Consider the following 26,202-nt stretch of genomic DNA (forward strand, 5'->3'; position numbering starts at 1 on the left):
CACCCCGTGACCTCGTACCCCGGCCGTTACGCCCCGACGGGTGTCTTCGTCTGCTTCGAGGGTGGCGAGGGCGGCGGCAAGTCGACCCAGTCGCGGCTGTTGCGCGACCGCCTGGAGGCCGCGGGCTACCGCGTGCGCCTCACCTTCGAGCCCGGCGACACCCCCGTCGGCAAGGAGATGCGGCGGATCGTGCTGAGCCCGGAGACCGGCGTGCTCGCCCACAAGACCGAGGTCCTGTTGTACGCCGCCGACAAGGCCGAGCACGTCGAGACGCTCGTGCAGCCCGCGCTCGACCGGGGTGAGGTCGTGATCACCGACCGGTACGTCGACTCGACCCTCGCCTACCAGGGTGCCGGCCGGGCGCTCGACGTCGACGAGGTCGAGGAGGTCGCCCGCTGGGCGACCGGCGACCTGCGACCGCACCTGACCGTGGTGCTCGACCTCGAGCCGGAGACGGGGCTCGGGCGTTTCGAGGGCCGTGACCGGATCGAGGGCGAGTCGCTGGAGTTCCACCAGCGCGTGCGCCAGTCCTTCCTCGACCTCGCGGCCCGCGCCCCGGAGCACTACGCCGTGCTGGATGCGCGTGCGCCGATCGAGGAGATCGCCGCCACCATCGCCGCTCGCGTCGAGCCGCTCCTGGCCCAGGCCCGGCGGGAGACCAGATGACGGTCTGGGACACCCTGGTCGGCCAGGGTCCGACGATCACCGCACTGCGACAGGCCGCTGCCGGGCAGGGGATGACCCACGCCTGGTTGTTCACCGGCCCGCCGGGATCGGGTCGGTCCAACGCCGCGATCGCCTTCGCGGCCGCGCTCCAGTGCCCCCAGGCCGGTCTCGGGCCCGACTGCCCCGACCAGTGCCACGCCTGCCACACCGTGCTGAACGGGTCGCACGCCGACGTGTCGGTGATCCGTACCCAGAAGCTCTCCATCGGCGTCGACGAGGTCCGGGACCTCGTGCGCCGGGCCGCGCTGAGCCCGATGGGCGACCGCTGGCAGATCCTGATCGTCGAGGACGCCGACCGGCTCACCGACCAGGCCTGCAACGCGCTGCTCAAGGCGATCGAGGAGCCGAACGGCCGCACCCTGTGGATGCTCTGCGCGCCCACCGTCGAGGACGTGCTGCCCACCATCCGGTCACGGTGCCGGCTGGTGACGCTCTCGACCCCGACCGTGCCCGAGGTCGCCGGCTTCCTGGCCGCCAAGGGCGTCGCGGAGCCGCTGGCGTCGTACGCCGCCCGCGCGAGCCAGGGCCACATCGGCCGGGCGAAGGCGCTGGCCTTCGACGAGGCGGTCCGGACCCGGCGCCAGGAGGTCGTGACGATCCCTTCCCGCCTGTCGAACCTCGGGCGCTGCATGGACGCGGCCGCCCGGCTGGCGACCACGGCCAAGGAGGAGGCGGACGCGATCACTGCCGACCTCGACGCCCGCGAGAAGGTCGACATCGACACGGCGTACGGCGTGGTCGAGCGCGGGCGACGCCCGCGGGAGTACGGCCCCGCGCTGGCTGCGCTCGAGAAGGCGCAGAAGACGCGCGCGAAGCGGCGCCACCTCGACATGGTCGATCGTGGTCTCACCGACCTCGTGTCGGTCTACCGCGACGCGATCGCGCTGGCGACTGGAGCGCCCGGTGGACTGGTCAACGAGGACATCCGGGAACAGGTCGAGCAGATCGTGGCGACCTCGTCCCCGGAGCTCAACCTGCGTCGGATCGGCTGGATCTTCGCCGCGCGGGAGCAGATGCTGGAGTTCAATGTCCCGGTCGCCTTGGCACTGGAGTCGATGATGGTGGCGCTGAAGACGCCGCAACGATGAAGAGCACCATGACGAGCACCGTCACGAGGGAGTGGACATGGCTGTGAAGAAGAACCTGGTCATCGCAGTGATTGCGATCTGGGCCCTGGTGCTCGCCGGCGCAGTCGGGGTCGGCGTCCTGCTCCTCACGGGCGGCGACGACAACGACGACAAGGCGGACAAGAAGCCCGACGACCCGACGAGCCAGCCCTCCGCCGGCAAGTCGATGGACGACTTCTACAGCCAGAAGATCGCCTGGAAGTCATGCGGCGACAACGAGTGCGGCACCCTCGAGGTCCCCGTCAACTACCAGTCGCCCGGCGACGGCACGATCCTGCTCGCGCTGGAGAAGGCGAAGGCCACCGGCGACCGGATCGGCTCCCTCGTGGTCAACCCCGGGGGCCCGGGCGCGCCCGGCACCTCCACCGTCGAGGACGCGGACCTCTACTTCGCCGAACCGCTGCGTGCGGCCTACGACATCGTCGGCTTCGACCCGCGCGGCACCGGCGAGTCCGAGCCCGTCGACTGCATCACCGACGACGAGCTCGACGCCCAGATCGCGGCGGACCCCGACCCGGACACCGACCAGGAGATCGAGGACGGCGAGGAGAAGGCCGAGGACTTCTGGGCCGGATGCGAGGCCAAGTCCGGCACCGTCGCCGCCCACGTCAGCACGGTTGAGGCCGCGCGCGACATGGACGTGCTGCGTGCGGCGCTCGGTGAGGACAAGCTGGACTACCTCGGCTTCTCCTACGGCACCCGCCTGGGTGCGACGTACGCCGAGCTCTACCCCGACAAGACCGGCCGGCTCGTCCTGGACGGCGCCATCGATCCCTCCATCTCCTCGCGTGAGGGCTCGCTGAGCCAGGCCAAGGGCTTCGAGACCGCGCTGCGCTCCTACATCAAGGACTGCGTGGACGGCGGCGACTGCTTCCTCGGGGCCACGGTCGACGCCGGACTGAAGACCATCAAGGACCTGCTCGCGTCGATCGACGAGGAGTCGCTCGAGACCGGTGACGCCGAGGGTCGCAAGCTGACCGTCGGACTGGCCTTCTACGGCCTGATCACCCCGCTCTACAACCAGGACAACTGGACCTACCTGGATGACGGCCTGCGGAAGGCGCTCAAGGGCGACGGGTCCACCCTGCTCCTGCTGGCCGACTTCTACGGCTCCCGGGAGAGCGGCAAGTACACCGACAACAGCCTCGAAGCGATCTCGGTGATCAACTGCCTCGATGACCCGTACTCCATCACCCCCGACGAGGTGCCGGCACAGTTCGCCGACTTCGAGGAGGCCTCGCCGACCTTCGGCAAGGTGTTCGCCTGGGGCCTGACCGCCTGCAACGGCATCCCGTTCAAGGCCACCGACGAGCCCGACCTGAAGATCGACGGCTCCGGCGCCGCCCCGATCGTGGTCCTCGGTACGACGCGCGACCCCGCGACGCCGTACGAGGAAGCGGTGGCGATGGCCGAGCAGCTGGAGTCCGGCGTGCTGGTCAGCCGCGACGGCGACGGCCACACGGCGTACAACAAGCAGAACAGCTGCATCGACGACGCGGTCCACGCCTACCTGATCGAGGGAAAGGTGCCCGCGGACGGCCTGAAGTGCTGAGGTCCACAAGGTCGTCGAGTAGCCGCGAGGAACGAGCGGCGTATCGAGACGCAGCCCCGGATTCCGTAACGCGGGCCTGCCCTCGGTATGCTTCCGCACGTTGTTCTGCGTCTCGGCGTGGAGCACGCCGCCTTAGCTCAGTCGGTAGAGCGAGTCACTCGTAATGACTAGGTCGTCAGTTCGATTCTGACAGGCGGCTCTGACGACAGTGGCTCTGACCAGCAGGAATGCTGATCAGAGCCACTGTACGTTTTTGGTCCGATTCAAACGAGTGACACGTTTGCGACACGTTTCCCGCGGCGCGCCTCGCAGGGCTCGCGAAGGCCTACCGCGACTAGCCCGCACAGCGGACCACGTTGGCACCTACCGGCCATGCCGGCTGTGTTCGGACTGAAGATCGGCCCGGCTGCCTTCCGCCCATTTTGGCGCACGTGCTGAGAGCGACGCTGGCTTCGCCTACTGCCGAGATGCAGGGCTAATTGACGAACCACCCGCGGAAGGTGTGACGAAACGCCCCCCGGTACGGAGGGGGTCGGTCTAAGTAGGGGCCTGACTCGACGTCGCCCCGCGAGGCGGCACGGCCTGGTGCTACGTGCCGGCCGGTGGAGTAACCAAAACGAGCTTCGTCGGATCGACGTCGTCGCGAGCCCGCAAAGTCGGGAGGGCCGAGTGGTCGACCTGGTCGGGGTCGGCCATCGATGCCGCGAGCATCTGCACCTTGGCCTGTTCGAGGGACGACGAAACGGACTGTGCGGAGGCCATCGCGGCGTAGAAGGATCTTGCAAACACGATGGCCGCAGTGTCGTCGATCGTGTCGGACATGCCGATGACGACTGGGACTGTCTGCAACAGGTCGTCGGCGCCGTCGAGACTCTCGCAGGCATTGAGCACAAGGAGACGTGGTGGCTCATCCGTCGCCCCGAGCAGCCGTGCGAGAAGCGTGAACTCGACGTCTTGCCCGCCCGGGTCACCTGCCTCGTTCTCCATCCACACACCAAGGGAGTCAGCGTGCCCTGAGAAGTGAACGATGTGCGGGCGGTGGTCGTTGAGACCGTCGGTCAGATCACCAAATGTTGCTGCGGGGGCGTGCTCGACGACGACGAGGTCGCGGTACTTCGAGCCACGCAGGCCCTGCTTCACCTGTCGAACCTCCTGATCGACGCGAAGCCAGGTCCCCTGTTCGACGACCGAGCCATCCGGTCTCGTCACGGTCGTGGTGGTGGCGTCGGGGTTCGCGGTCAAGTACAGGACTCGGAGTGGCTCCGATCGGGGCGGCACAACTTCGACGTACCGGACCTGTGTCGGCCCAGCGCTCGCCTTCGCGACTGCCCGTGCGTGGTTGAGCTCGTCCCGGCGGCGCCGCGATTCGTCCCGTCGCCTGGCGTTTTCCGCGGTTCTCCGCTCCGAGGCCTCCGCAGTGCGCAACGACGTAGTCTTCGATGCGACGTTTTTGTCGGCCGTCGCCATCTCCTTCCGCGCCTTGGCGATCTTCGCCTCGGCGGCCGCGGCCTTCTTCTCCTCGCGCTCGGCCGCGGTGCTCGCGGACCGAATAGTGGAGGCGTTTTTGGAACTTCTTGCTTGCTCTCGCTTCTTGCGCGCGGCTTCGCGAGCGGTCGCTGCGACCTTCTCCTGTGCCGCGATGACCTTGGCGTAGCCGGCCTTCCTGTCTTCCAGGCTGGCGATCTCTTTGCGGAGCGTGTCACTGCGCGCCATCAGCATCCAATCTCTAGTCGGCTGGTGTTCTTTAGTCTGTTCTGAAGAGACGGCGGCGATCCGTCGCCCCATCAGAGTTCGCGGTTGGCTCGAAGCTGGTTCCTCTCTTCTTCGTGCGGTCCTTAACGAGCTCATTCGGCCACTGTCATGAGCTCATCGGTCCTCCGTTCGACGGCGTCGGACGGTCTGCAGGAGGTGCCGGGGGCTCCACCATGCAGCGCGCTCACGCGGGTCGGCCGAGGCGATGCGGGTGGCAAGGCTCGCATCGGTTGGCAGCCCGGCGTCGCCGCACCATCGACAGTCCGGGTCCTGACGTGAAAGCAGGCCGGCGGTCTGACCGGTCCGGACGAACTGCAGCTGCTGATCAGCCACCTCTTCTTGGTGGAGGTCGGTCACGGCGAGCATGAAGTCAGTGGCTGCCTGTCCGGCCGCGACTGCGTTCAACGTGATCACGCTCGGAGCGGGCACGTCCTCGATGTAGCGAGCGGCCTTTCGTTCCGCGTCAGGCAGCATCTCGATGGCGAGCTCTGTGGCGTCGATCAGACCGTTGCACCAGAAGCAGCCCTGACCTGGGGTCATCCGTCGGTAAACGGTGTGGATCCGGCCAACGTCGCCTGCATCGTCGACTGGAACCATGACACCGACTTCGGTCGCGGGAATGAGATAGGTCTCCACAATTGCGTTGACCCAGTGGCGCGCGGCATGGCTATCGGCGGCCAGGAAGACCCAGTCGCACTGGCTCAGCGCCTGCAGCGACTGGGAATGCTCGACCCGCGACTTCATAGTCTTCACCTCGACGCTGGGGTTCGCGCGGCGGGCATTGCGGCGGCCGAGCGCTACCTTCGGCCGGCCGACATCTCGCCTGCGGGCGCCGAGGAGCCGCGGAAGGTTCGTGGACTCCACGTTGTCGCCGTCGATCAGGAGCAGGCTGCCGACGCCGAGCCGGGCCAAATACTCCGTCAGCAGGCTGCCGACTCCCCCCTGTCCGACGATCGCAACGCGCATGTCAGCGAAGCACGCCTGACCGGCGGCACCGAAAAGTCGCGACTGTCGGTCGAAGAGCTCCGACGAGCCCATCACCTGCGCGAGGTTTGGCCGTAGTCGCCGCAGCGCACTGCCCGGCACCACGAGCTCGCCGAGCGGCACTCGGCTCCCGTCGGGAAGCCAGAGGTCACCGGCTGCCGCGTACGGCGTGCACACAACCGCCCCGACAACTTGCTTCGTGATCCGGCCGATCGCCGGATAGCCGCGTTCGTGACTGGCCATGTCCACTTGGGAGAACGCCACTTCGGTCGTACCGCCGTGATTGTGGAGCGCGAGGTACGCCAACCCATCACGGCGAGCGCGCAGGGCGGCGTCCCGCACGAACTCCGCAGTCAGGGCCCGGTGGCCGTGAACCCCTGGCACGTAGTCCTTGCCCTCCTCGGCCAGCAGAAGCTGATCACCGAGCAGACGAACGCCGCGTGGCCCGTCAACGACCCTGGCGAGCAGGATCGCGCCGTGCTCGCCTCCCTGGCCGAACAGGTGTCCTTCGAGGCGCGCCCAGTCGCGGGGGCGGAGCACCAAGCTCCACCCCCGCGTCGGCGGGTTCACTGCTCGGCGAACCATGACAACACCTTCGCCGCCTTCAGCGCCGCCGTGTCGCGGCTTGGGTTCCAGCCGTTCGACCGTCTAGAGAGTTGCATCGCTGGTCTGGACTGCCACTCGACGGACTGAACGGCCGAGCCGTGCGCTGTGCCGTCCGTGCGGACGACGCGACCGATGTAGTGCGGGTAGACGTCCGCGTTCGGATACGCGCCGGTGAGGCGGAAGCCCAACCAGGTGAGACTGGGCTCGTACTGGTCGCCGACGTGGACGTTCTTGATGATCACCACGGCTCCGTCGGCGTCGCGGATGACCTCCACATCGTGGTCGGGGAACTGTTCGCGCACCCCTTCGACGGCCTCCTCGATCGGGCTGAGGGAGTTAGGAGTTGTCATCGCCGGTGACCGCCAGGAAGTCGAGTCCTTGGTGGATCTCGATGAGATCCGCGTCCCCAATCACCTGATAGTGGTTGCCGTGCTGCACGGAGAGGACGAAGTTCGGAGCAATGTCCTTGACGCCCTGATCGATCGCGGCCTGCTTGATCTGCAGGCCGGTGTACTTGCCCTTCGGCAGGGTCACATCAGCGTTGTTGACGACGATCGTGACGTCGTGGGGCTTCTGGCGGTTGGGCGCGTTCTCCGGGTGCGGATGTGCCTGCTCGGCTACTGTCATGGCCGGGCCTTTCTCTGAGTTGGGCTTCGTTGGTGGCGGCGCGTCCGGTCCAATGGCAGCGCCGCCACCACATGTACGATCGGGGCTAGATTTCTGTACCTGATCGGTTGAACATTCGTAACAATACACCACAACGGTGTATGATCTAGTCATGGAGCGGTGGGGTGGAGTTCGGCTTCGGACGGGAGCGCGATGCGGCGCTCTTCAACGATCCGCGCCGGCTCCGACAGAAGTACGGCCCCCGTTGTGCTGAGAAGATCGAGGCGCGGCTCGCCCAGATCAATGCTGCGGCAAACCTGGACATCCTGTGCCAGTTGCCTCAAGCCCGATGCCACCAGCTGGTCGCTGATCGAAGCGAGCAGTTCTCCCTCGACCTCGAGCATCCGCTCCGCCTGATCGTGCAGGTGGCAGACAACCCGGTCCCGCGTCTCGACGATGGCGGGATCGACCGCAGCCGCGTTCAGCGGCTCATCTTCATCGAGATCGCGAACACGCACTGAGCGTCCTGAGAGGAGGCAAGAACATGGAGATCGCACACGAAGAAGTCGTGCAGCAGGACTGGCACCCCTACGTTCCTGCCAGCATCCCCGCTCCCGGATACACGCTGCGAGAGACCCTTGAGGCAATTGGCATGTCGCAAAGCAAGCTCGCGTCGCGCACCGGCCTGACCCTCAAGCACATCAACCAGATAATCCAGGGCAACGCGGCCATCAGCCCCGGTACAGCAGTCGCCCTGGAACGCGCGACCGGAGTCCCGGCGTCGTTCTGGAACAACCTCGAATCCCAGTACCAAGACCACAAGGTGCGGGCCGACGAGGCCGACGAGCTCGCCGCTAGTGCCGAGTGGATCGAGAAGATGCCAGTCTCCGATCTGCGGAAGCGCGGCTTTGTCTCTGCCACCAAACGCGACCCAGGGCGCCTGCTCCAGGAACTGTTGACGTTCTTCGGCGTCGCCACCATCAAAGCCTGGGACACATCCTGGGATCAGCCGGCCGCAGCCTTCCTCCAGTCCGGCGCGTACTCAATTGACCCAGCTGCGGTAGCCGCCTGGCTCCGCCTCGGTGAGATTGCCGCGCAAGAGATGGAGCACGAACCGTTCGATCGGGCAAAGCTGCGGTCACTGCTTCCGGAGCTACGAGCGATGACCGTTCAGGACCCCTCGGACTTCTACCCGTCGCTCGTCGACAAGCTCGCCCATGCAGGGGTATGCCTTGTCCTAGTCCCGGACATCGCCGGTACCCGCGCCAGTGGCGCCACCCGCTTCCTATCTCCTGCTCGCGCGGTCGTTCAGCTCAGTAACCGCGGTAAGCGGAACGACAAGTTCTGGTTCGCGCTGTTCCATGAGATCGGACATCTCCTCCTCCACAGCAAGAAGGAGACGTTCATGCGCTTCGACGACAAGGAAGCAGGCGGCAAAGGCGCCCGCGTCGAGGAGGAGGCAAACAAGTTCGCCGGAGAACTGCTGATTCCAGTTGACGCCGAGCCGGTGTTGCTCGCGATGAAGACGCCAGCGGATGCCGAAGCGCTAGCGGCGCAGCTCGGGATCGCGCCAGCCATTGTCGCCGGGCGCTACCAGCGTGAGACCGAGCAATGGTCCTTCGGACGGACGTTGTTCCAGAGGTACGAGATTGGGGACTCCCCCGAGGAGTGATGGCACCACCCCCGAGCCCAGCTCAGCGCTCATTTTCTCCGACGTGCACTTCGGCATCATTAGCGCTCAGCGCTGCGGGATGCGTTAACGGCATCGGCCGTGGCCGACCGACTTTGGGCAGGTGGCTGATCCGACCCCTCAGGATCGGCTCGTCAGCACAGCTCTACCGGTAGTACTGCAGCGAGGTCGGGCGCATTCGGGAAACCTGTGAGCGTGCTGTTCTGATCGACAGCAACATCGCGATCGCGAGCGACTCTTCGGCCACAACCTGGAGCCGGGTGCAGAGACCGCGCTGCGCTTCCTGGGCATAACGCAAGCGCGTCTTTCCGCCACTACTGCCCGTAGGCGAATCGTGCCTTGAGCTCCGCACTGCTGATGGTGTGTCGCGGAAGGTCGGGTGAGGTGAGGGCGAGCCCGAGGACACCTTCGAGTGCGGCGACGTCGCGCAGGGTCAGTTGCGCATAGCCGCGGAGAAGTTTGCTGAGGCGGCCTGGCGCGATTCCGGATTGCTCCTCGAGCCATGACTTGGGGCGCTCGGCCCGCTCGAGCCGCGCAGTCAGCTCGACCACGAAGTGGTGCTGAAGTTCGGCGGCTCGCATGGTCGCGTACCCCGCGGGAGTCGTGGGCTCGATCCAGATCACGTCCGTCGGGCGGCCGAAGAGCGCAGGATGCTCCAGTAGGTCGCGGGGCATCGTTGACGGCGGTTTCGGCACGCGTCAAAACATAGGCCGACTCCAGCCCTGTGGATAACCGCAAGAAGGCCTTATCGCGGCTTATCTTCCATATATGGAAGATGCATCTCGGGGAAGTGAAGAGCATGATGCGAAGTCGGTACTCGCACGCATGGCCGCGACGGGGCATGTCCTCGGTTGTAGCGAAGGGTGGTTCCCACTGATTGGCGAACTTGATCGACAGCTCGCAGAGTTGGATCCGGCCTATGACTTGTTTCGCGTCGGCAGGGTGGACGGGGTCTTGGTGTTCGACGCCAAGCCGTCGGAACCTGACCTGGCCGCCCAGTTCAGCGCGCTCATTGATGTGGCGTCGCGACGAGCGAGTGCTGCGTGCGAGGTCTGTGGTGGTCACGGGGAGATCCGAACGATCCATGGGCTGGCCGAAGTTCTGTGCGCCGCGCATCAGGTGGCGGCTGAACAAGCTGAGTGGCGTCGCCTCGGAACCTGACAGATTCGGTGAACAGGAGCCGAGTGATGGGTCTTGAATGACGGTGGCCGTCAAGGAGGTCCGCTTGCGCTCGTTCCAGCCGTTTCCGCGCCGGGAGCTCAGGCGCCTGCGCGCCAGTTGGCTTCGCCGAAACTGGGACGTCGTCGGGTTCCTTGCCGTCGGGTTCACCCTCATGGCAGCCCTCATCACAGTCCCGCTGTCCATGTCTGACTTGCCTGGCCGGTGGTACCTCCTGGGATTCCTCCACGCCGGCCTCGCTGCAGCGGCGTTGCACCTGTGCAACTCGGCCTTTTTGGCCCACGAGGGCACCGCCGTGTGGCAGCTCAGGGGTGCGTGGGGAGAGGAGAACACCCGCTCGGAGTTGCAGAAGGCGAAGCGGCGACGGGTCATCTGGGGGTGGGTCGACAGCATCACCCTGCGGGACGGGGACCTCGACCATGTCGTCGTCACGCGGTCCGGGGGCATCGTCGTACTGGACTCGAAATGGCGAAGTGCCGTCGATGCGAGGTCGATCGCAGAGATGACCGCATCCGCCAAGCGCGCTGGTGCGCGAGCACAAGGGCTGGCTCGGACGTTGCTCAAGTCGGAGCGCGGGGTCAAGCACCGTGCGTCTGCGCAGCCCGTCACGGTTGTCTCTGTCGTGGTGCTGTGGGGCGCTGTGAGACAGACCGTGCCGGACGGCCATGAGGTGGACGGGGTGCACTTCGTCGACGGCCGCAAGCTCGTTCCGTGGCTTCGGCAGCTTGGTGGACCTTCGGTGCCGAGTGAGGCCGCACGCGACGTGCTGGAGCAGCTGAAGGACTACAGGGCGACAGCGTTCAAGGCCGCGCAGGAGCGGGCGCCCGGCCGGCGTTGAGTTCGCCCGAAGGAGACCCGACCGTGGTCGTGATCTCAGTCGCCTGCCCTCAAGAAGCGGCGCAGTTCGGCGACGGTTGTGTAGAGGCGGCCGTTGCCGTTGAACCGCCACCATCGCGGTCCGCGCCTGAGGCGGCGCCATTCGCGGACGGTGCGTTGCGGGGTGCGGATGAAGGCGCAGAACTCCTCGAACATGAGGATGTGGTTGTCGTCCCAGTCGTCGGGTACGCCCAGCGGCTTGATGCTCATTGATGACTCCTTGGGTTGGCGCGGACTGGCGTCGGCTGCTCTTAGTCACCTATGTGAGATTTGCGGTTCGCAGCGATCACGGTTCGTACAAGTTGGTCATCGGCCGACGCCGCGCGCGCGTTGCGGAGCACTGGCTGCCGGTCGATTCCCGGATCGCTGATGTCTGAGGCGTCTCGACTCCGGGATCCAGGACTCGTCGGGGAGACGTGTGCCGTAGCGGTCGATGTCTTCGTCGACGCGAGTGGCTGCGTGTGCTGGGCCGAGGTCGGCGCGGTCGCGGACGAACACGGCGACCCACTGCTGACGTGCCTCGTCGATGGTGTCGGCGACGAGGTGGGCGATGTTGCTGTGGCGGCCGCGGGTCATGGCGACGTAAGCGGCTGCTGCTCCGGTTGTTTCGCCGACGACGAGGTGGGCGGAGTCGACGGTCTCGCCCTGGGCGCCATAGACGGTGGAGGCGAAGGCGAGCTCAACGTGTTCCCCGACGTAGGCGGCGGGCAGTTCTCGTGGGCCGGCGCGACCAGTGACGTAGAGGCTTCCGTCGTCTCCAATGCCGGCGACGGTCCAGGTGTCGCGATTGGCGACGCCGAGGTCGCGGTCATTGCGACGAGTCGCGACACGATCACCAAGTCCGATCCGCTCACCACGACGCGTGACCGGCTCACCAGGTCGCTCACCAGCGCGGTCACCAGCCGGCTCACCAGCACGCCGGCGGTGGTCGCGGATGGCGGTATTGAGGGCGGCGACTTGTTCGCGGGTGTCGGCGACGACTAGTTCATCGCCGCGTGCGCCAATGTCCGCGAGGGCCGCGGTGCGTTCAACGTCGGTGGCGTGGATGGTGATCAATCCGCGTTCGAGAAGGGAGTCGAAGACGTCGGCCGCGTGATCACCTTCGCGCATCTTCAGGCTGAGTTCTGCGTACTCGGGGGCGACGAAGCGGTGCACGGACTCGAGTTCGAGGTGGGCTTCGGGTGGCGCCCACCTGGCGGCGAGATCCAGTACGCCGCCGCGACCGACGGCGGGCAGTTGGTGGCGGTCCCCGAGGAGCGCCACGGTTGCGCCCGCGTGGTCGGCGATCGCGAAGAGCGCGCGAGCGGTGTCCTGGTCGAGCATCCCGGCTTCGTCGACGAGCAGGACGTCACCGGGAGCGAGCCGGGCTGCGGAGTTGATCTGTTCGCGGGCAACGTCGACACGCGACCAGTGGCCGTCCTCGTCCCAACGGAAGCCGTGTTGGTGAATGAGCCACGCTGCGGAGAACGCGTCGGTGCCGACCTGCTGTCGCGCGGCCTGGGCGGCTTTGAGAGTCGGTGTGACGACGACGAGGCGACGGTCCTGGAACCTGAGCGCATGGTGCGCGGCGGCGAGGGTGGTGGTCTTGCCGGTCCCGGCGGCGCCTTCGATGACCAGTACGCCGGCTCGGCCGGCGAGCGCACTCACGACCTCGCGTTGCGCGGCATCCAGCTCGCCACCGCGAAGAGCGGCGGGCGCGATTGGTTGCAGTGCACGGGTGGCGATGGAGTCGACCAGCTTCGCCTCGACGTCGAGGACGCGGTCGGAGGTGAGGTTCCTGATGTGGTCCGGAACGTCGCCGCGTTCGCGCAACGGGCGACACGAGGACACTGCTCGTGCAGTGAGGTCCTCTGCAATTTCCGTGCGCACTGCTCGGTCGGCGATGATGCCGACCGCGGGGATGATCTTCTCGACTTCGCCGCGGATGTCGGCGGCGTTCCAGGCCGAGCGCTTCGCACCGAGCCGGGCGAGGACGAGGCCGACGACCGCGTCGCGACGCAATCGACCGATAGCGGTCGAGTGAACCTCGACGGGTTCTGTCGGTGGACGGAAGCCGAGGTCGTGCAGTTCACCGTTCCATCGAGCAATGAGGTCGGCGCCGTCGGCGGGTACGACCTTGTCCGGTCGTGCCTCAGCCCACGCGCGCCGGTCCCACGAGCGTCGGAGCTTCGGCCCCGGTTCCTCGCCGGGGTGCTCGGTGCGCCACTTGGCTTCGTAGCGGTCGACGTTTCGGTTGATCTGGGAGGTGCGTTGGCTGAACCGACCCGCGAACGGTACAAGCTCGTTGACCTCACCCAATTCGTTCAAGGTGTAGCCATGTTCGGCGAGCGCCGTGCGGAACTCCGGGTCGCACGTGACGGCGGCGTGACCGATTCCGTTGAGCGCCTCGATCGAGTCAACAACGCCGACCGAGTGAAGGCCACGCCACGCACCGGCTGCGTGCACGCGTGCGTTGATCTGGACGTGCAGGTGACGGTGCGGGTCACCGGCACGCGAGGTGTAGTGCCGCACGACAGCGGCCTCGACTCTTTCGACGGGCACCTGGACCTGTCGACCGCGCGGACCGATGCGTGTGGTCGCGTGCTCTGCGACCCACCCGATGACCTCCTCGGCTGCACGGGTTTGTGCGACTTCGTAAGCAGTTGCGAGTTCGGGATGCAGCGCCGCGGCGAGCGACCAGGTCTTGGGTCCGTTGACGACGACCTCGACAAACCGAAGCGCGCGGTCGTCGTCGCGCAACCGACCCTTCACGGATCCGGTGGTGACGTCGTACCCGGCGACCCACTTTTCGTACGCCGGTCCGTCGAGGTCAGGTCTCCGATCGATGACAGTTCCGTCGTCACGGACGTTGACGGTGTAGTGCTCGGCGACACCGCTTCCTTCGGCGAGGTAGTAGTCATCAGCCCGTGAGTGGTCGGCTTCTACATACGAACGTGCGGCGGCTGCTGAGCCGCGGTAGAACTTCACGCCACCGTGCATGATGTGCTCGTCACCGCCCGTCACGTCTCGTCAAAGACCCCTGAAATGACAGCGGTCCGTCCCCCGGGGGGACGGACCATCTACGAACTTCGTAGCATGCGTGCCGCTGGGTTTCGAGGCTTCGGATGCCCTTGTGGGGAGAGGATTTTCGGGCTCGTCAGAGTCCGTCAACCGTCGTCATCGGGGCTCGGGAGTGATGACGACGGTGAGACTTCGGCGGTGATGTCGTGTGCGACCGCGGCGGGTGCGGTCCCGGCCGACGAGGATGCGCGGCACCGCGTGGGAAAGCGCAATCACTTCCCGGGTTGCGCAGAGATGCTGCGGACTTCCGAGGGTTCCGCAGAACAGCCTGGCCGGAGATGCAGGAGGTGTGTGGCACTTGAAGTTCGCGGGCTTCCGGGGGACGCAGAGGAGCGTGGACCGCGGCTGTTCTCCGGATTGGGACCAGAACCGTCAGTGAGGGCTCTCAGCAGGAGGGCCGTGGGTTCGGTAGGTGGTTTCCGGCCAAGGCGTAACGAAACGACTGTCCCATCGGAGCAACTGCATGACTGAACGAAGGTCGATGAAGAAGAGTTCTGACCACCCGTCAGGGCCATCAAACTCGTCTGCTCTATGCGTCACGTTCGTCCTCGTCATGCTCAGCAGTCCAGGCCGAGATAGGCCGTTCTTGGTCAGAATGGATCGCTGCGCGACAAGACGGCGTCGAGAAGGCCGAGGTCGACGCTCATCTCTGCGGCGATCTCTCGGACGACGGCGACGTCCTTGCGCAGGAAGGGCCGGAGAAACTCGGTCATCTTCTCCACGGAATCCATGTCGGCCGCCACTTGTGCCACATGTGTGCCGCCACTGGCGTGCACCAGGGCAGGTGCCAAGGAACCCGGGGCCAATCCCAATGCCTCTGCAATGCGCTCGGCGTCTCGTAACAGTTGGACGTTCACGCCCAAGAGCGCATTGTTGACCAGCTTGGCGGCCTGACCGTTGCCGACAGGTCCCATGTGGATGATGGGATCCGCGTAACAGGACATCGCAGGCCGGGCGCACTCAAGAGCGTCTTCGGTTCCACCCACCAAGAGCGTGATGTGGGACTCGGTGACGTCGGCGACGCTGCCGCTGACTGGCGCGTCGAGGACGCTGATCCCAAGTGGAGTGGCCGCAGCGGCAAGACGACGAGCGGTTTCGGGGCGGCCCGTGGTGTGGATGACCAGCACGGACCCCGGGCGCAGAGACGCCAAGAATGCCGGATCGTCCAGCGCGATGGCTTGTATCTGTTCATCGGTGTAGACGCAGAGCATGACTACCTCGGCGTCTCTGCCGACTTCGGTAGCGCAGTCCACGATGCCAGCGCCAAGGGTGTCGTAATGTTCGGCGACCTCGGAACGGCGAGCGTAGACGTCGACGGAATGGCCCCGAGCCAGCATGTTTGCTGCCATCGGCCCGCCGATCTCGCCGAGGCCGATGAATCCCACTCTCACGACTTTGCCCCAGTCGACTCGCTGCGAACACGAGCCGTTAACTGCTGCGCGGCCGTGAAGCCGTCCCAGACGGCGTTGTCGAGCCGGCGTGGTGCGAGGCAGTCCCCGATTCGTACGACGCGAGGATCGCCTGCCAACTGACGGAAGAGTGTGTCCTCTACCTCTGCGCCCGTGGCGAGGACGACCGTGTCGAACTCACCGAGCGGGACCGGGGCATGCGAAAAGGCATCGTGGCCTTCCACGGACTTCTCGCCGATGCGTGAGACCCACGTGTGCGGCAGCAGTTCGACTCCAGCGTTTCGCAATCGGGTGTAGAGGAAGTCTTGGTTGACCGCGCTCCACAGCCCGATCGAGGTGGACCGGCTCACGATCGTGACCTCCCGACCGTGCTCGGCGAGATACTCGGCCGCCGTCGTGGCCTGACCCTGAGTGTCGTCCTCAGCGACGAGGACGCGGGTGCCGATGGTGTCGAGCCTGTCGAAGACCTCCCAGGCGGTGACGACGTGGCTCAGGTCGTGACCTGGTAGCGCACGTACGCCTGGCTCGGCTGTGCTGAACCCGGTACGCCACGGACGCGATCCGGTGGCGAGGACGACGGCGTCGAAGTCGTTCAAGTCATCGGACGTCGCGGTCACGCCCGTCCGTACATCGACACCCAACTCAAACAGGCGTCGGCTGAGGTGCTCGACGATCAGGCCGAGCTCGCGCCGGCTGGTGCACCGCGCGGCCATCGCGATCTGTCCACCGACAGTGGGCCGCGACTCGAAGAGGACGACGGTGGCCCCGCGCTCGGCCGCGGACACGGCCGCCTGAAGGCCCGCAGGACCGCCGCCCACAACACCGACTCGCAGTCCGGCGACGCTCGTTCGCACCACCGAGTTCTCGCGCCCGACCGTCGGGTTGACCGTGCATTCGAGAGGAAGGCCGTTGCCGGTGCTGGAGATGCAGCCCTGGTTGCAGCTGAGGCACGGACGCACTTGGCTGAGCAGGCCCGACTGGATCTTCTTGGGCATCGTAGGGTCGGCGATGAGTGCTCGATTCATGCCGACGAGGTCGACGGTCCCGTCCTCCAACAGCGACTCGGCCAGGAGCGGATCCTTGATCCTGGTGGCGACCATCACCGGGATCGACACCGCCTGCTTGATCTGACGGGCGGCATCAACGAAGAGGCCCGGCTTGTGCCCCATGTCGGCGATCCACAACGGGAAGGACTCGTTGCTCGCGCCACTCACGTTGAGGTAATCGACGCAGCCGGTGCCCTCCAGCAGCCGGGCGATCACGACGGCATCGTCGGGACCCGCACCACCCGCGATCATGTCGTCGCCGTTGATCCGTACGCCAACCAGGAACTCAGGCGAGACCACCGTGCGGATCCGCTGCACGATGTCAGAAACGACGCGTACCCGATTCTCGTGAGAACCGCCCCACGCGTCCTGGCGATCGTTCATTTGGGGTGACAGGAACTGAGCGAGTCCATAGCCCTGAGCCGCGAGAACTTCTACGCCGTCCCAGCCCGCCTCCTCCAGAAGAGCCGCCGATCGCGCGAAGCTGCTGACCATTTCCTCAATCTCGTCCGCCTCGAGTTCCTTGGGGATCTCGCGCACCCGTGGATCAGGCAGCGCCGAGGCTGACAACAGGGGCAGGTGGCTGGCGCGCGAGGAACCCTGCCGTCCGCCGTCCCAAAGTTGCGCGAGCAGCAAGGCGCCGTGCGGCTGCACCACCCCAGCCAGCTGTCGGTGACCTTCGACGGCCTCAGGGGAGAATCCATAGTTCTGGCCCCCGCTGGCCTTCGACCGATCCCAGGCTGCGACGCTGCCGACGACGATCATGCCCACGCCACCCGCGGCCTTCTCCGCGTAGTAGGACAGTTGCTTCTCAGAGACCATCCCATTCACGCCGAAGTAGGTGCCGTGCGGTGGGGACACGATGCGGTTCTTGATTTCGCGAGTGCCAATCCGAACCGGGCTCATCAGTCGCGGGAGCTGCAGGTCGTCCTGCCAGTGCTCAATCACGATCGGGTTCCTTTCCTGTCAGCTAGCCGAAGCAGTTCATGGGTGACCGCGAAACGGTCAGTGAGGCTGTCGAAGGTGGCACCTTCGAAAGGCGAGTGGCCCAGCTCGGTCGTGAGGAGACGGACGTCCTTCAACAACAGCTCGGCGTCGTTTGACGTGAGGTCTGGGAGTACGTCGCCGGTCAGGCTCGAACCAGACGACGTGGCGATGATGCGGTGTGCAAGCTGGGCGTCGATCCCCTGCTCGTGTGCAGCGCGGACAGCGACCGCCGCACCTAGTAGGTGGTAGGCAGCGAGGCTGTTGTTGATGAGTTTGACCATGGACGGCTGGCCAACCTCGTCAAACCAGAACGTCTGGGCGAACACGTCCCGCAGGAACTCTTCATCCGCAGGCTCCAACGGTGGACCGGCAACCAAGCCTGTGAGATCGCCCCGTCGCGCTCGAGGGACTCCACCGGAAACGGGCACCTCAAACAGACGTCGTCCAGCTTCGCGTGCGAGGAGGGCGCGTGCGTCCGATGGAGCGAGCGTCGTAATGATGTAGCCGCTCGCCCCGGAATTCAGAGCCGTCGACACTCGGTCGTCCGCCAGCACGGCCGAGACCTGGGGAAACGTCCGGAGCGCGACCACGATCCGGCTGACCCGGCTCCACGGCACGGCGTCGATGTCGGACGTCGCGGGACGCACAGCGGTTCGGCCCCACTCTGCGACCCGGCTGGCATCGAGGTCGAGACCGATCACGTCCCAGGCCTGATCGGCGAGACGGGCAGCGATCGCGCCGCCCATCGGGCCTAGGCCGATGACGACTGTCTTGTCGCGATGACTCATGCCATCCCCGTTCGCATTCGCCCGTAACGGGCTGGAAGGTGTCGCTCAGATAGCGGTGTGACGGACCCTACAAAGGTCCTGACCGTTAAGTCAAATAGTTGACCAAAGGGTTGAAGTGTCCCTAAGGTCCAGGCATGGCATCGAATCTCAGCGAACAACCGGTCGCCCTGATCACAGGCGCCGGCGCCGGGCTAGGCGAAGCGTTGGCCAGCTCGTTCGTGGGCGATGGTGTCCGCGTCGTCGTCACCGACATCGACGAACGCGCTGCAGTGCGTGTGGCGGCCGCGCTTAACGAGCACGCACCTGGCAGTGCGATGTCGGTCGGACTGGACGTGGCCGACCCCGACGCCTTCGAGGCGGCAATCACCCTCGTCGAGAGGACGTTCGGTCGCCTCGACCACCTGATCAACAATGCCGGGCTGCACCTGTCCACGTACAGCCAGCCGATCGCGGCCCTGACCACTGAGCAGCTTCGTGCTGCCGTCGACGTCAACGTCCTAGGTGTCGTCCACGGCACGCTGGCTTCACGCCGGCTGTTGGCTGCCGCCGGGGGCACAGTCGTCAATCTGTCGTCGATCGCCTCCTATGGAGTGGCCTCGTACGGGATCTACGGAGTGACGAAACTGGCGGTCCGTGGTCTCACCGTCGCATTCGCGCAAGAGTTGGCAGCCGACGGAATTCGCGTCAACGCCGTCGCGCCAGGCCTGATCGCCACCGACAACGCCGTACACGCGCTGGATCGTTCGACGTTCGACGACTTCGTCGACACGCGGCAGGTGTTGCAGCGTCGCGGCCTGCCTGCCGACGTCGTCGAGGCGATCCGGTTCCTGTGCTCGGACCGGGCGTCGTTCGTCACCGGCGAGACCCTCAAGGTCTCCGGCGGCTACCCACTTCTTCCCTGACTGCGCGAAGAACACCCTTCGGAGGATGTAGATGATCAAGGCACTCGTGACGGGCGCTAGCGACGACGGCATCGGCGGTGGCATCGCGCGCGAACTGGCGCGATTGGCGGCCGCCGACGGCGGCGGGGCGATCGCGCTGTCGACGTCAGGCAGGAGGGGCGTGCCCCGGAACCTGTTGCGGGACATCGATGACCTGGGGGTGGGGGTCCGCCACTTTGCCGCGGATCTCACCGAGCCCGCGGCCTGCAGGGAGCTCGCAGACAGCGCTTTGGAGTTTTGCGGCGGCATGTCAGTTTTCGTGTCGAACGCGGGGGCGATGCGTCCTGGGCCATTGGCGAGCCTTGCTGTGGAGGACTGGGACCTGTTGTTCGCCGCCAATCTCCGGCCCACCCTGCTGATATCCCAGCGTCTTTTGCCAGCCCTGAGGCAATCGCAGGGTTCGGTTGTGGCGGTGTCGTCGATCACCGGCGGAACGCCTGCTCCCGGAGCCGGGGCCTACCCCCCCAGCAAGGCGGCTCTCGAGATGTTGGTCCGCCAGATGGCCCTCGAATGGGCCGCCTACGGGGTGCGCGTGAACGCGGTGGCTCCCGGCATGGTCGAGACCCACCTGACGCAATCGGCCTACACCGACGAGGACGTACACGCAGCACGTAAGGAGGTCGTGCCCATGCGCCGGATCGGCACGCCGGAGGACATGGGCAAGGCGACGGCATTCCTGGCCGGTTCGAGCGCGGCCTACATAACGGGCCAGACACTGACCGTCGACGGCGGATTCATCGATTCGGTCTACACCCACGTGCCGACCCTGACCGACGTCCCGCGATAGGGGGAAGGATGCCGTGAAGCTTTCGATGACGCTGCCCTATGCGGGCAATCCGCGAACGGCTGCGGATCAGGTGAAGGAACTCGAGAGCGCAGGCCTCGACACAGTGTGGGTGGCCGAGGGCTACGGCTTCGACTCGCCCACCCTCATGGGGTACCTGGCTGCGAAGACGTCGACCGTCGAGATCGGCTCGGCAATCCTGAACATCTATTCGCGCAGCCCCAGCGCACTGGCGCAGACAGCTGCCGGTCTGGACAACGTCAGTGGTGGCCGTGCCCTTCTGGGACTCGGCTCTTCAGGGCCTCAGGTGATCGAGGGCTGGCATGGCCTGCCTTACGCCAAGCCGCTCGCCCGGACCCGCGACGTGATCGCGATCGTCCGATCGATCCTGCGGCGCGAGACTCTGCAGTTCAGCGGCGAGGTCTTCGACGTTCCGCTCCCGTCTCATTCGGGCAGGGGGTTGGGCAAGCCGCTGAAACTGATCAACCAACCCGAGCGCTCGGCCGTGCCGATCTTCTTGGCTGCCCTCGGCGAGAAGAACGTCCAACTCGCGGCCGAGCTCGCCGACGGCTGGCTTCCCTTCCTCTACGCGCCCGAGAGGGCAGCGGACCAGTGGGGCGCAGCCCTTGCGGCCGGCAGCGCGAGCCGCTCGTCTGACCTCGGTCCGCTTCGCATCGTCGCCGGGGGCATGGTGGCCATCGGCGATGACGTCGGCGACGTGCTCGACCGGCTCCGCCCGACGTACGCCCTCTACATCGGTGGAATGGGTGCCCGGAGCCAGAACTTCTACGCACAGCTAGTCAGCCGGTACGGCTTCGAGGCCGAGGCGGCCACTATTCAGAAGTTGTACCTCGAGGGCCGCAAGCGTGACGCCGAGGCGGCCGTTCCGCGTGCGCTCCTCGAGATGTGCAACCTCGTGGGCAGCGCGACGCAGGTGAAGGAGCGCATCGTGAACTTCCGCGACTCTGGCGTCACGGACCTGCAAGTGGACCCGGTCACCGAAGACGCGCCCGCAGTGGTCGCGCAACTCAAGGAGTGGCTCGCGTGACCTTTGGGAAGCCGCCGACGACCTCATCGGCACTGCGGGTTGACGGAAGCCTTCGGGCCAGCGACAATCGACCCTATGGTCAAAAAATTGACCACGCAATCAGTTCGAGGAGAACAGCCCGGATGAACACCAAGGCGATCCCGTACTACTGGTCCAGCATCGACTGGGAGAAGCTGGTAGAGGACTACCCCCCGCCGCCGCACTTCGACGTTGCGATGGCCGGGCGGTCTGACGAGGAGCTGCGTGCGCTGCAGGAGACTCGGTTCCTCCAGCGTGTCACGGAGGCCTGGGACGTGCCGTTCTATGCCGAGCGCTGGCGGTCTGCTGGTCTGGAGCCAGGCGACATCCGGGGGTTGGACGACCTGGAGAAGATTCCCACCTTCACCAGTGAGGACATCAAGCACTCCACCCAGGCGAACCCACCGTTCGGTGATCACCAGAACTTCGCGCTCCAGAACATGGCGACGCCGCTGAAGATTCAGTCGAGTGGTGGAACTTCGGGCCTGCCGCGGCCCACACTCTTCGACCCCGTGGCGTGGGAGGTCCAAGCGATCCAGTACGCCCGAGCCTTTGTCGCTCAGGGTGGGGAGGTCGGTGATGTCCTGCAGATCACCTTGACGAACAGTTTGGCGAACACGGCATGGTGCGCCTCCACTGCAGCGATGCACTGGAGCGGGCTCGTGCCGCTGACGACGGGTTCCGGGGCGGTCACCAGTTCCGTCCGCCAGCTCGAACTGGCCAAAGAGTGGGGGACCGCTGGTTGGGTCGCCTTCGGTGAGTACTTGAAGATCCTGGCTGAGACGGCGGCTGCCAACGACATCGACCTGCGGCGCGACCTTTCGACTCGCTTCATCCACACGTATCTCGGGGTCGACACGGACGGACACCTCCGGCGACTCCTCGAGGACGCCTGGGGCGCTCCGGTCTATGACAACTACGGCACCCACGAGGTCGGTCTCGTTGGCTACGAGTGCCGTCTGCAGAACGGGCTGCACGTCAACGACGACACAGCGCTGCTGGAGATCGTCGACCGGGAGACGTCGAAACCTCTCGCCGACGGCGGTGCCGGCAACATCGTGGTGACCAGCCTGCACCGGTCGGTCCCGCCGATCATTCGCTACGACCTGAAGGACCTGATGCGGCGTGAGTCGCGAAGTCTCTGCGGGTGCGGCGCGCGGACCACGAAGCTCTCTGGGTTTTTGGGGCGCAGCGACGAGATGGTGAAGCTGCGCGCGACCAGTGTCTATCCGCGGGCCGCCCAGGACACTGTCCAAGGCGACGAGCGGTCCACCGGTGAGTTCGTCTGCGTCGTCGACAGCGTTGGTTCGGGCATCAGCGCCCGCGAGCGAATGACGGTCAAGGTCGAGGCCAAGCGGAACGTCGACGAGAAGGCATTGCACGCTGACATGGTCAGCCGCCTGAAGGTCCTGTTCGGTGTGGCCGTTGACGTCGAGATCGTGCCGGCCGGCTCGCTCGCACCGTTCACTGGTCTCGGTGGCGAGGGCAAGGTCAAGCGTCTCGTGGATCTGCGATGACGACCGCCCTCGCTGGTTGGTTCTCGATGGCCGGCCGGGTCACGGTCGTGACCGGGGCCTCATCGGGGCTTGGTGCGAGCTTCGCCGAAACATTCGCGGAGGCCGGGTCGGACGTCGTCCTCGGCGCACGTCGAGCCGATCGGTTGAGCAAGACCGCCGAAGCGGTGCGGGCACACGGCCGCCGCGCTCTCACCGTCGAGACGGACGTGTCGGTGCCCGAGCAGTGCGACCGCCTCGTGGCACGCGCCATGGATGAGTTCGGGCGCGTCGACGTACTCATCAACAACGCAGGGATCGCGCACGCCATCCCGGCGACCCGGGAGACGCCCGAACAATTCCGGTCCGTGATCGAGGTGAACCTCAACGGCTCGTACTGGATGGCTCAGGCATGTGGCCGCGTGATGCTGCCCGGGAGCTCGATCATCAACATCTCAAGCGTCTTGGCCGTGACGACAGCGGGTCTCCCGCAGGCGGCGTACTCCTCCAGCAAGGCAGCCCTCAGCGGCCTGACGCGCGACTTGGCCCAACAGTGGGGACGACGCAAGGGGATCCGTGTCAACGCGCTCGCTCCCGGTTTCTTTGACAGCGAGATGACAGAGACCTACTCGGACGAGTACGTCGCGAACACCCTCATGCCCCGACTCCTGGTCGATCGCGTGGGGCATCCCATGGAGCTTGCTGCCACCGCGGTGTGGCTCGCAGCACCGGCCTCTGGTTTCACCACCGGTCAGACGATCGTCGTTGACGGCGGCATGTCGGTGACCTGATCGATCGGTGCTTCCGCATCGATCGCCTCTGGCGCTCCGGCGTCACCTTCAACGAAAGGCTTCACAGTGCTATCGAATGTCGTCCACGGCATCAACATCGCAGTCGCCGATCTGGACCACTGGACCCGCAAGTACGAGCTAGTGCTCGGCGTGAAGAGCGCACCGGTGGCGGAGGAGGGCTTTGCCTTCCCGGGACTGACGGGATCCGCCTTCGACATCGGTGGATTCAAACTGAACCTGATCAGCAGTGATGACCCCACGACCTCGGTTGGACGCTTCCTGTCGCGCTCAGGCGATGGGTTCTTCCTGCTGTCCCTCGCGGTGCCGGATGCCGATGAGGCGAGCGATCAGCTGCGCAAGATCGGTGTTGCCCCGTTGCTGGACCAAGCGGCGCGCGGGGAGCACCACCAGGCAGTGAATTTCGTGCATCCCAAGGAGATGGCCGGGGTGCAGATCGAGCTGATCGAGGTGCCCGAGTAGGCCTTGGCGCCGACGGCGTCCCGCGACAAGGAGGGGCTGATGGCCAAGGGGACGATGGTCCGGGACGAGGTCGTCCGCGCGGCCACACGACTGTTCACGGAGCGCGGCATTCGTGGCGTCTCGCTGCAGAACATCGCGGACGAGGTGGGGCTGACGAAGGGAGCGCTGTACCACTACTTCAGTTCTCGTGATGACCTGCTCAGGCACGTTTTCGGAGACTGGATCACCCAGGAGATCATCTCCTTGCGGCAGCAGACATCGCATCCGGGCGACGCTGTCGAGAAGCTGCGTGCGTACGTCCGCTACCACGTCTCATCCGTGGTGACCAACGTCGACCTCTACACGCTGTCGTTCTTCTCCGAGGTCGAGATTCCGCCTGACGTCCGCGCCGAGTTCCGCGGGCTCAAGCGCCAGAGCGACGCGATCTTGATGGAGATCCTGCGCCAGGGAAGGGCCGAGGGCCGGTTTGCTGGTCCGGACGTGAAGGTGGCGGCGTTCGCCATCGACGGGATGTGCAACTGGCTTTGCCAGTGGTACGACGTCGATGGGCCAAAATCTGCCGCCGACATCGCTGACGAGTTCTTGGCGCTGTTGGTGCACGGTCTCGTCACCGACACGAATGACCGCGAGGGAGATCCGCCCACGTCGTCGAGCTCTCTGGAGACGGCCAAGCAGCACGCACGAGCGATCCGGTTTCACAGTGAGCGTCTCCATGACCTCCTCCCGCGACTGAGCCCGGGCGGCTCGTAAAGGCGGGGCTTGCCGGCCGGTGCGCCTCGCAGAGCGGGTTTACCGCGACGTCATTAGGACGTCGCGGATTTCGTCGTACCTCCGCGAGGACAGCCGAGAAGCTCCAATTTGACCTATTGGTCGAAAATCTGACTTACCGGTTGACAAGTGGCGCAACCCTGCATAAGTTCTGCGGCGATGGCAGCTGTGACCCCAGTCACGGACCAGGGACACGACGACAGAAGGGACTGCGGCATGAAGACAGGCACAGTGCGTTCGGCGATGGTCGCCGGCGCGGCATTGATCTCGGTGGGTCTGACCGGCTGTGGGGGCACGGACGAGCTACCCGGCGCGGAAGGGCTGGAGGGTGACCCGCTGGTCATCGGAGTCATCATGGACACCTCGGGGACGGCGTCCTTCTACTCCGAGCAGGCCGTCGAGATGATCGAGTACGCGGCCGAGGCGACCAACACGGGCGAGTTCCCAGTTGCCCTTCAGGGCCTCTTCGGTGAAGGCAGCCGCGGCATCCTCGACCGGCCGGTCAAGATCGTCACCGAAGATGACGGGAGCGACCCGAACCGGGCCGTACAAGCTGCCAGGAAACTGATTGCAGCTGGTGCGGAAGCGATCATCAGCACGTCTGGATCAGCCTCGGCCCTCCAGTCGCGAATCGTGTGCGAGGAGGAGAAGATCCCGTGCATCGCGCCGTACAGCAGCTCGGGAGCGATCGTCCAGCAGCCCAACGCCGGTTATATGTTCACGATTGCGCCCAACTCAACCGTGCAGGGGGCATCGTTCTCGGGGATCTTCAAGGAGAACGGCTACGAGACGTACGCCATCGTGGGCGACAGCTCCCCTACATCTGCCGCCGTGGCGGACCTGTACAAGGCGGCCTTCGATGACGCTGGGCTCCAGATGGTCGCCCGCGAGGTGGTTCCCGTGGGATCCACCGACGCGACCGCCCAAGTGTCGCGCGTTCGCTCGGCGAACCCCGACGTGGTGTTCGACAGCTTCGCTGCCCTGTCGGAGGAGGGCTTGTTCTACAAGTCTGCGGGCGACAGCCTGGACGGCATCGCTCGCTGGGGCAACAACGGACTGATCACCAGTGACGAGCCAGCCAAGGTCGCTGGTCCGGACATCGAGGGCGTCAAGACACTCGACGTCCGATCGATCGAGAACGCCTACGGCGTCGAGGTTCAGGACGCCTTCGAGAAGGCGCACCCCGACATCGACTATCTGTCCTGGACCACCATCTGCAACTGGGAGGCCTTCATGGTCCTCAAGCACGCTTTCGAAGAAGTGGGCTCGACTGACGGTCCCGACGTCGTAGCGGAGATCGAGGGTCTGAAGGACTTCCCTTCCGTGCTAGGCCCGCCGGGGTACACGACCTCCTTCAGCGCCGACAACCACAACGGATCGTCATCTAAGGCGCTGGTCCCCGTCGTCCTCGAGGCCGACGGATCCATCGCGCTCGCCGACGACGAGACGATTCCCGACTAGTGGCTCTCGGGTCTCGGCGGACGGTCTGGC

The 26,202-nt window shown here is 65.8% G+C and carries 25 protein-coding genes and 1 tRNA gene; 16 read left to right on the plus strand and 10 right to left on the minus strand.

The genetic code is table 11. From position 1 onward, the window contains the following. The first annotated feature begins 6 nt into the window (after positions 1-6). The 4 genes from tmk to ASD84_RS21270 all read left to right on the plus strand — a co-directional run bounded on the left by tmk (position 7) and on the right by ASD84_RS21270 (position 3,604). A complete protein-coding gene (gene tmk, locus ASD84_RS21255; protein WP_056715268.1) occupies positions 7-666 on the plus strand; it encodes a dTMP kinase in 660 nt (219 codons plus the stop codon). Further along, entirely contained in the window at positions 663-1,814 is a 1,152-nt protein-coding gene (locus ASD84_RS21260) for a DNA polymerase III subunit delta' (RefSeq protein WP_056715271.1), read from the plus strand. The genes tmk and ASD84_RS21260 overlap by 4 nt, the downstream gene beginning before the upstream one ends. Before the next feature lie 37 nt (positions 1,815-1,851). After that, complete coding sequence (locus ASD84_RS21265; protein WP_235531193.1) at positions 1,852-3,405, plus strand: alpha/beta hydrolase; 1,554 nt, start codon at positions 1,852-1,854, stop codon at positions 3,403-3,405. 126 nt (positions 3,406-3,531) lie between these two features. After that, positions 3,532-3,604, plus strand: a tRNA-Thr gene (locus tag ASD84_RS21270). Positions 3,605-3,993: 389 nt separating this feature from the next. Here ASD84_RS21270 and ASD84_RS21275 read toward each other — a convergent pair. The 4 genes from ASD84_RS21275 to ASD84_RS21290 all read right to left on the minus strand — a co-directional run bounded on the left by ASD84_RS21275 (position 3,994) and on the right by ASD84_RS21290 (position 7,374). Then, on the minus strand, positions 3,994-5,118 hold the full coding sequence (locus ASD84_RS21275) for a CHAT domain-containing protein (protein ID WP_162251575.1): 1,125 nt from the start codon (positions 5,116-5,118) through the stop codon (positions 3,994-3,996). 153 nt (positions 5,119-5,271) lie between these two features. Beyond that, a complete protein-coding gene (locus ASD84_RS21280) occupies positions 5,272-6,681 on the minus strand; it encodes a ThiF family adenylyltransferase (RefSeq protein ID WP_235532898.1) in 1,410 nt (469 codons plus the stop codon). Positions 6,682-6,707: 26 nt separating this feature from the next. After that, positions 6,708-7,049 carry a hypothetical protein gene (locus ASD84_RS21285; protein WP_235532895.1) on the minus strand — a complete coding sequence of 114 codons (342 nt, stop codon included), beginning with the start codon at positions 7,047-7,049 and terminating at the stop codon, positions 6,708-6,710. Between the two features lie 34 nt (positions 7,050-7,083). Beyond that, the gene (locus ASD84_RS21290; protein WP_056715279.1) at positions 7,084-7,374 is read right to left on the minus strand and encodes a multiubiquitin domain-containing protein; all 291 of its coding nucleotides are present in this window, start codon (positions 7,372-7,374) and stop codon (positions 7,084-7,086) included. A gap of 164 nt (positions 7,375-7,538) precedes the next feature. Here ASD84_RS21290 and ASD84_RS21295 point away from each other — a divergent pair, with 164 nt between their 5' ends. After that, entirely contained in the window at positions 7,539-7,874 is a 336-nt protein-coding gene (locus ASD84_RS21295; RefSeq protein ID WP_056715282.1) for a hypothetical protein, read from the plus strand. A gap of 23 nt (positions 7,875-7,897) precedes the next feature. Further along, complete coding sequence (locus ASD84_RS21300; protein ID WP_056715286.1) at positions 7,898-9,025, plus strand: ImmA/IrrE family metallo-endopeptidase; 1,128 nt, start codon at positions 7,898-7,900, stop codon at positions 9,023-9,025. A gap of 332 nt (positions 9,026-9,357) precedes the next feature. On the opposite strand, the gene ASD84_RS21305 is transcribed toward ASD84_RS21300, so the two are convergent. Next, on the minus strand, positions 9,358-9,738 hold the full coding sequence (locus ASD84_RS21305) for a hypothetical protein (RefSeq protein WP_156392147.1): 381 nt from the start codon (positions 9,736-9,738) through the stop codon (positions 9,358-9,360). A 73-nt stretch (positions 9,739-9,811) separates the two neighbouring features. Between ASD84_RS21305 and ASD84_RS21310 the strand changes: the two genes are divergently transcribed. After that, a complete protein-coding gene (locus tag ASD84_RS21310; protein ID WP_156392149.1) occupies positions 9,812-10,204 on the plus strand; it encodes a hypothetical protein in 393 nt (130 codons plus the stop codon). 202 nt (positions 10,205-10,406) lie between these two features. Further along, on the plus strand, positions 10,407-11,060 hold the full coding sequence (locus tag ASD84_RS21315; RefSeq protein ID WP_162251576.1) for a nuclease-related domain-containing protein: 654 nt from the start codon (positions 10,407-10,409) through the stop codon (positions 11,058-11,060). A 35-nt stretch (positions 11,061-11,095) separates the two neighbouring features. Here ASD84_RS21315 and ASD84_RS21320 read toward each other — a convergent pair whose 3' ends face one another. From ASD84_RS21320 to ASD84_RS21340, 5 genes are all read right to left on the minus strand, one after another. Continuing rightward, the gene (locus tag ASD84_RS21320; protein WP_056715298.1) at positions 11,096-11,308 is read right to left on the minus strand and encodes a hypothetical protein; all 213 of its coding nucleotides are present in this window, start codon (positions 11,306-11,308) and stop codon (positions 11,096-11,098) included. Between the two features lie 96 nt (positions 11,309-11,404). Continuing rightward, on the minus strand, positions 11,405-14,101 hold the full coding sequence (gene mobF / locus ASD84_RS21325) for a MobF family relaxase (protein ID WP_056715300.1): 2,697 nt from the start codon (positions 14,099-14,101) through the stop codon (positions 11,405-11,407). Positions 14,102-14,748: 647 nt separating this feature from the next. Beyond that, positions 14,749-15,543: an NAD(P)-dependent oxidoreductase gene (locus tag ASD84_RS21330; protein ID WP_056715302.1), complete on the minus strand. Its 795-nt coding sequence runs from the start codon at positions 15,541-15,543 to the stop codon at positions 14,749-14,751. Positions 15,544-15,545: 2 nt separating this feature from the next. Further along, positions 15,546-17,561 carry an FAD-dependent oxidoreductase gene (locus ASD84_RS21335; RefSeq protein ID WP_056715305.1) on the minus strand — a complete coding sequence of 672 codons (2,016 nt, stop codon included), beginning with the start codon at positions 17,559-17,561 and terminating at the stop codon, positions 15,546-15,548. Next, positions 17,558-18,388 carry an NAD(P)-binding domain-containing protein gene (locus ASD84_RS21340; RefSeq protein ID WP_056715307.1) on the minus strand — a complete coding sequence of 277 codons (831 nt, stop codon included), beginning with the start codon at positions 18,386-18,388 and terminating at the stop codon, positions 17,558-17,560. The genes ASD84_RS21335 and ASD84_RS21340 overlap by 4 nt, the downstream gene beginning before the upstream one ends. 134 nt (positions 18,389-18,522) lie before the next feature. Between ASD84_RS21340 and ASD84_RS21345 the strand changes: the two genes are divergently transcribed. From ASD84_RS21345 to ASD84_RS21380, 8 genes are all read left to right on the plus strand, one after another. Further along, positions 18,523-19,290, plus strand: coding sequence for an SDR family NAD(P)-dependent oxidoreductase (locus ASD84_RS21345; protein ID WP_056715311.1), 768 nt, complete (start codon positions 18,523-18,525; stop codon positions 19,288-19,290). Between the two features lie 31 nt (positions 19,291-19,321). After that, positions 19,322-20,116, plus strand: coding sequence for an SDR family NAD(P)-dependent oxidoreductase (locus ASD84_RS21350; protein WP_056715312.1), 795 nt, complete (start codon positions 19,322-19,324; stop codon positions 20,114-20,116). 13 nt (positions 20,117-20,129) lie between these two features. Beyond that, entirely contained in the window at positions 20,130-21,161 is a 1,032-nt protein-coding gene (locus tag ASD84_RS21355) for an LLM class F420-dependent oxidoreductase (protein ID WP_056715316.1), read from the plus strand. Beyond that, on the plus strand, positions 21,149-22,696 hold the full coding sequence (locus tag ASD84_RS21360) for a phenylacetate--CoA ligase family protein (RefSeq protein ID WP_156392150.1): 1,548 nt from the start codon (positions 21,149-21,151) through the stop codon (positions 22,694-22,696). Before ASD84_RS21355 ends, ASD84_RS21360 begins: the two co-directional genes overlap by 13 nt. After that, entirely contained in the window at positions 22,693-23,463 is a 771-nt protein-coding gene (locus ASD84_RS21365) for an SDR family NAD(P)-dependent oxidoreductase (protein WP_056715324.1), read from the plus strand. The genes ASD84_RS21360 and ASD84_RS21365 overlap by 4 nt, the downstream gene beginning before the upstream one ends. A 66-nt stretch (positions 23,464-23,529) precedes the next feature. After that, the gene (locus ASD84_RS21370) at positions 23,530-23,943 is read left to right on the plus strand and encodes a VOC family protein (RefSeq protein WP_056715327.1); all 414 of its coding nucleotides are present in this window, start codon (positions 23,530-23,532) and stop codon (positions 23,941-23,943) included. A gap of 39 nt (positions 23,944-23,982) precedes the next feature. Next, complete coding sequence (locus ASD84_RS21375; RefSeq protein ID WP_056715330.1) at positions 23,983-24,693, plus strand: TetR/AcrR family transcriptional regulator; 711 nt, start codon at positions 23,983-23,985, stop codon at positions 24,691-24,693. A gap of 234 nt (positions 24,694-24,927) precedes the next feature. Beyond that, positions 24,928-26,172, plus strand: a complete 1,245-nt coding sequence (locus tag ASD84_RS21380) for an ABC transporter substrate-binding protein (RefSeq protein ID WP_162251577.1) — start codon at positions 24,928-24,930, stop codon at positions 26,170-26,172. The last annotated feature ends 30 nt before the right edge of the window (positions 26,173-26,202 follow it).

This window comes from Nocardioides sp. Root682 (assembly GCF_001427795.1).
Taxonomy (GTDB): domain Bacteria; phylum Actinomycetota; class Actinomycetes; order Propionibacteriales; family Nocardioidaceae; genus Nocardioides.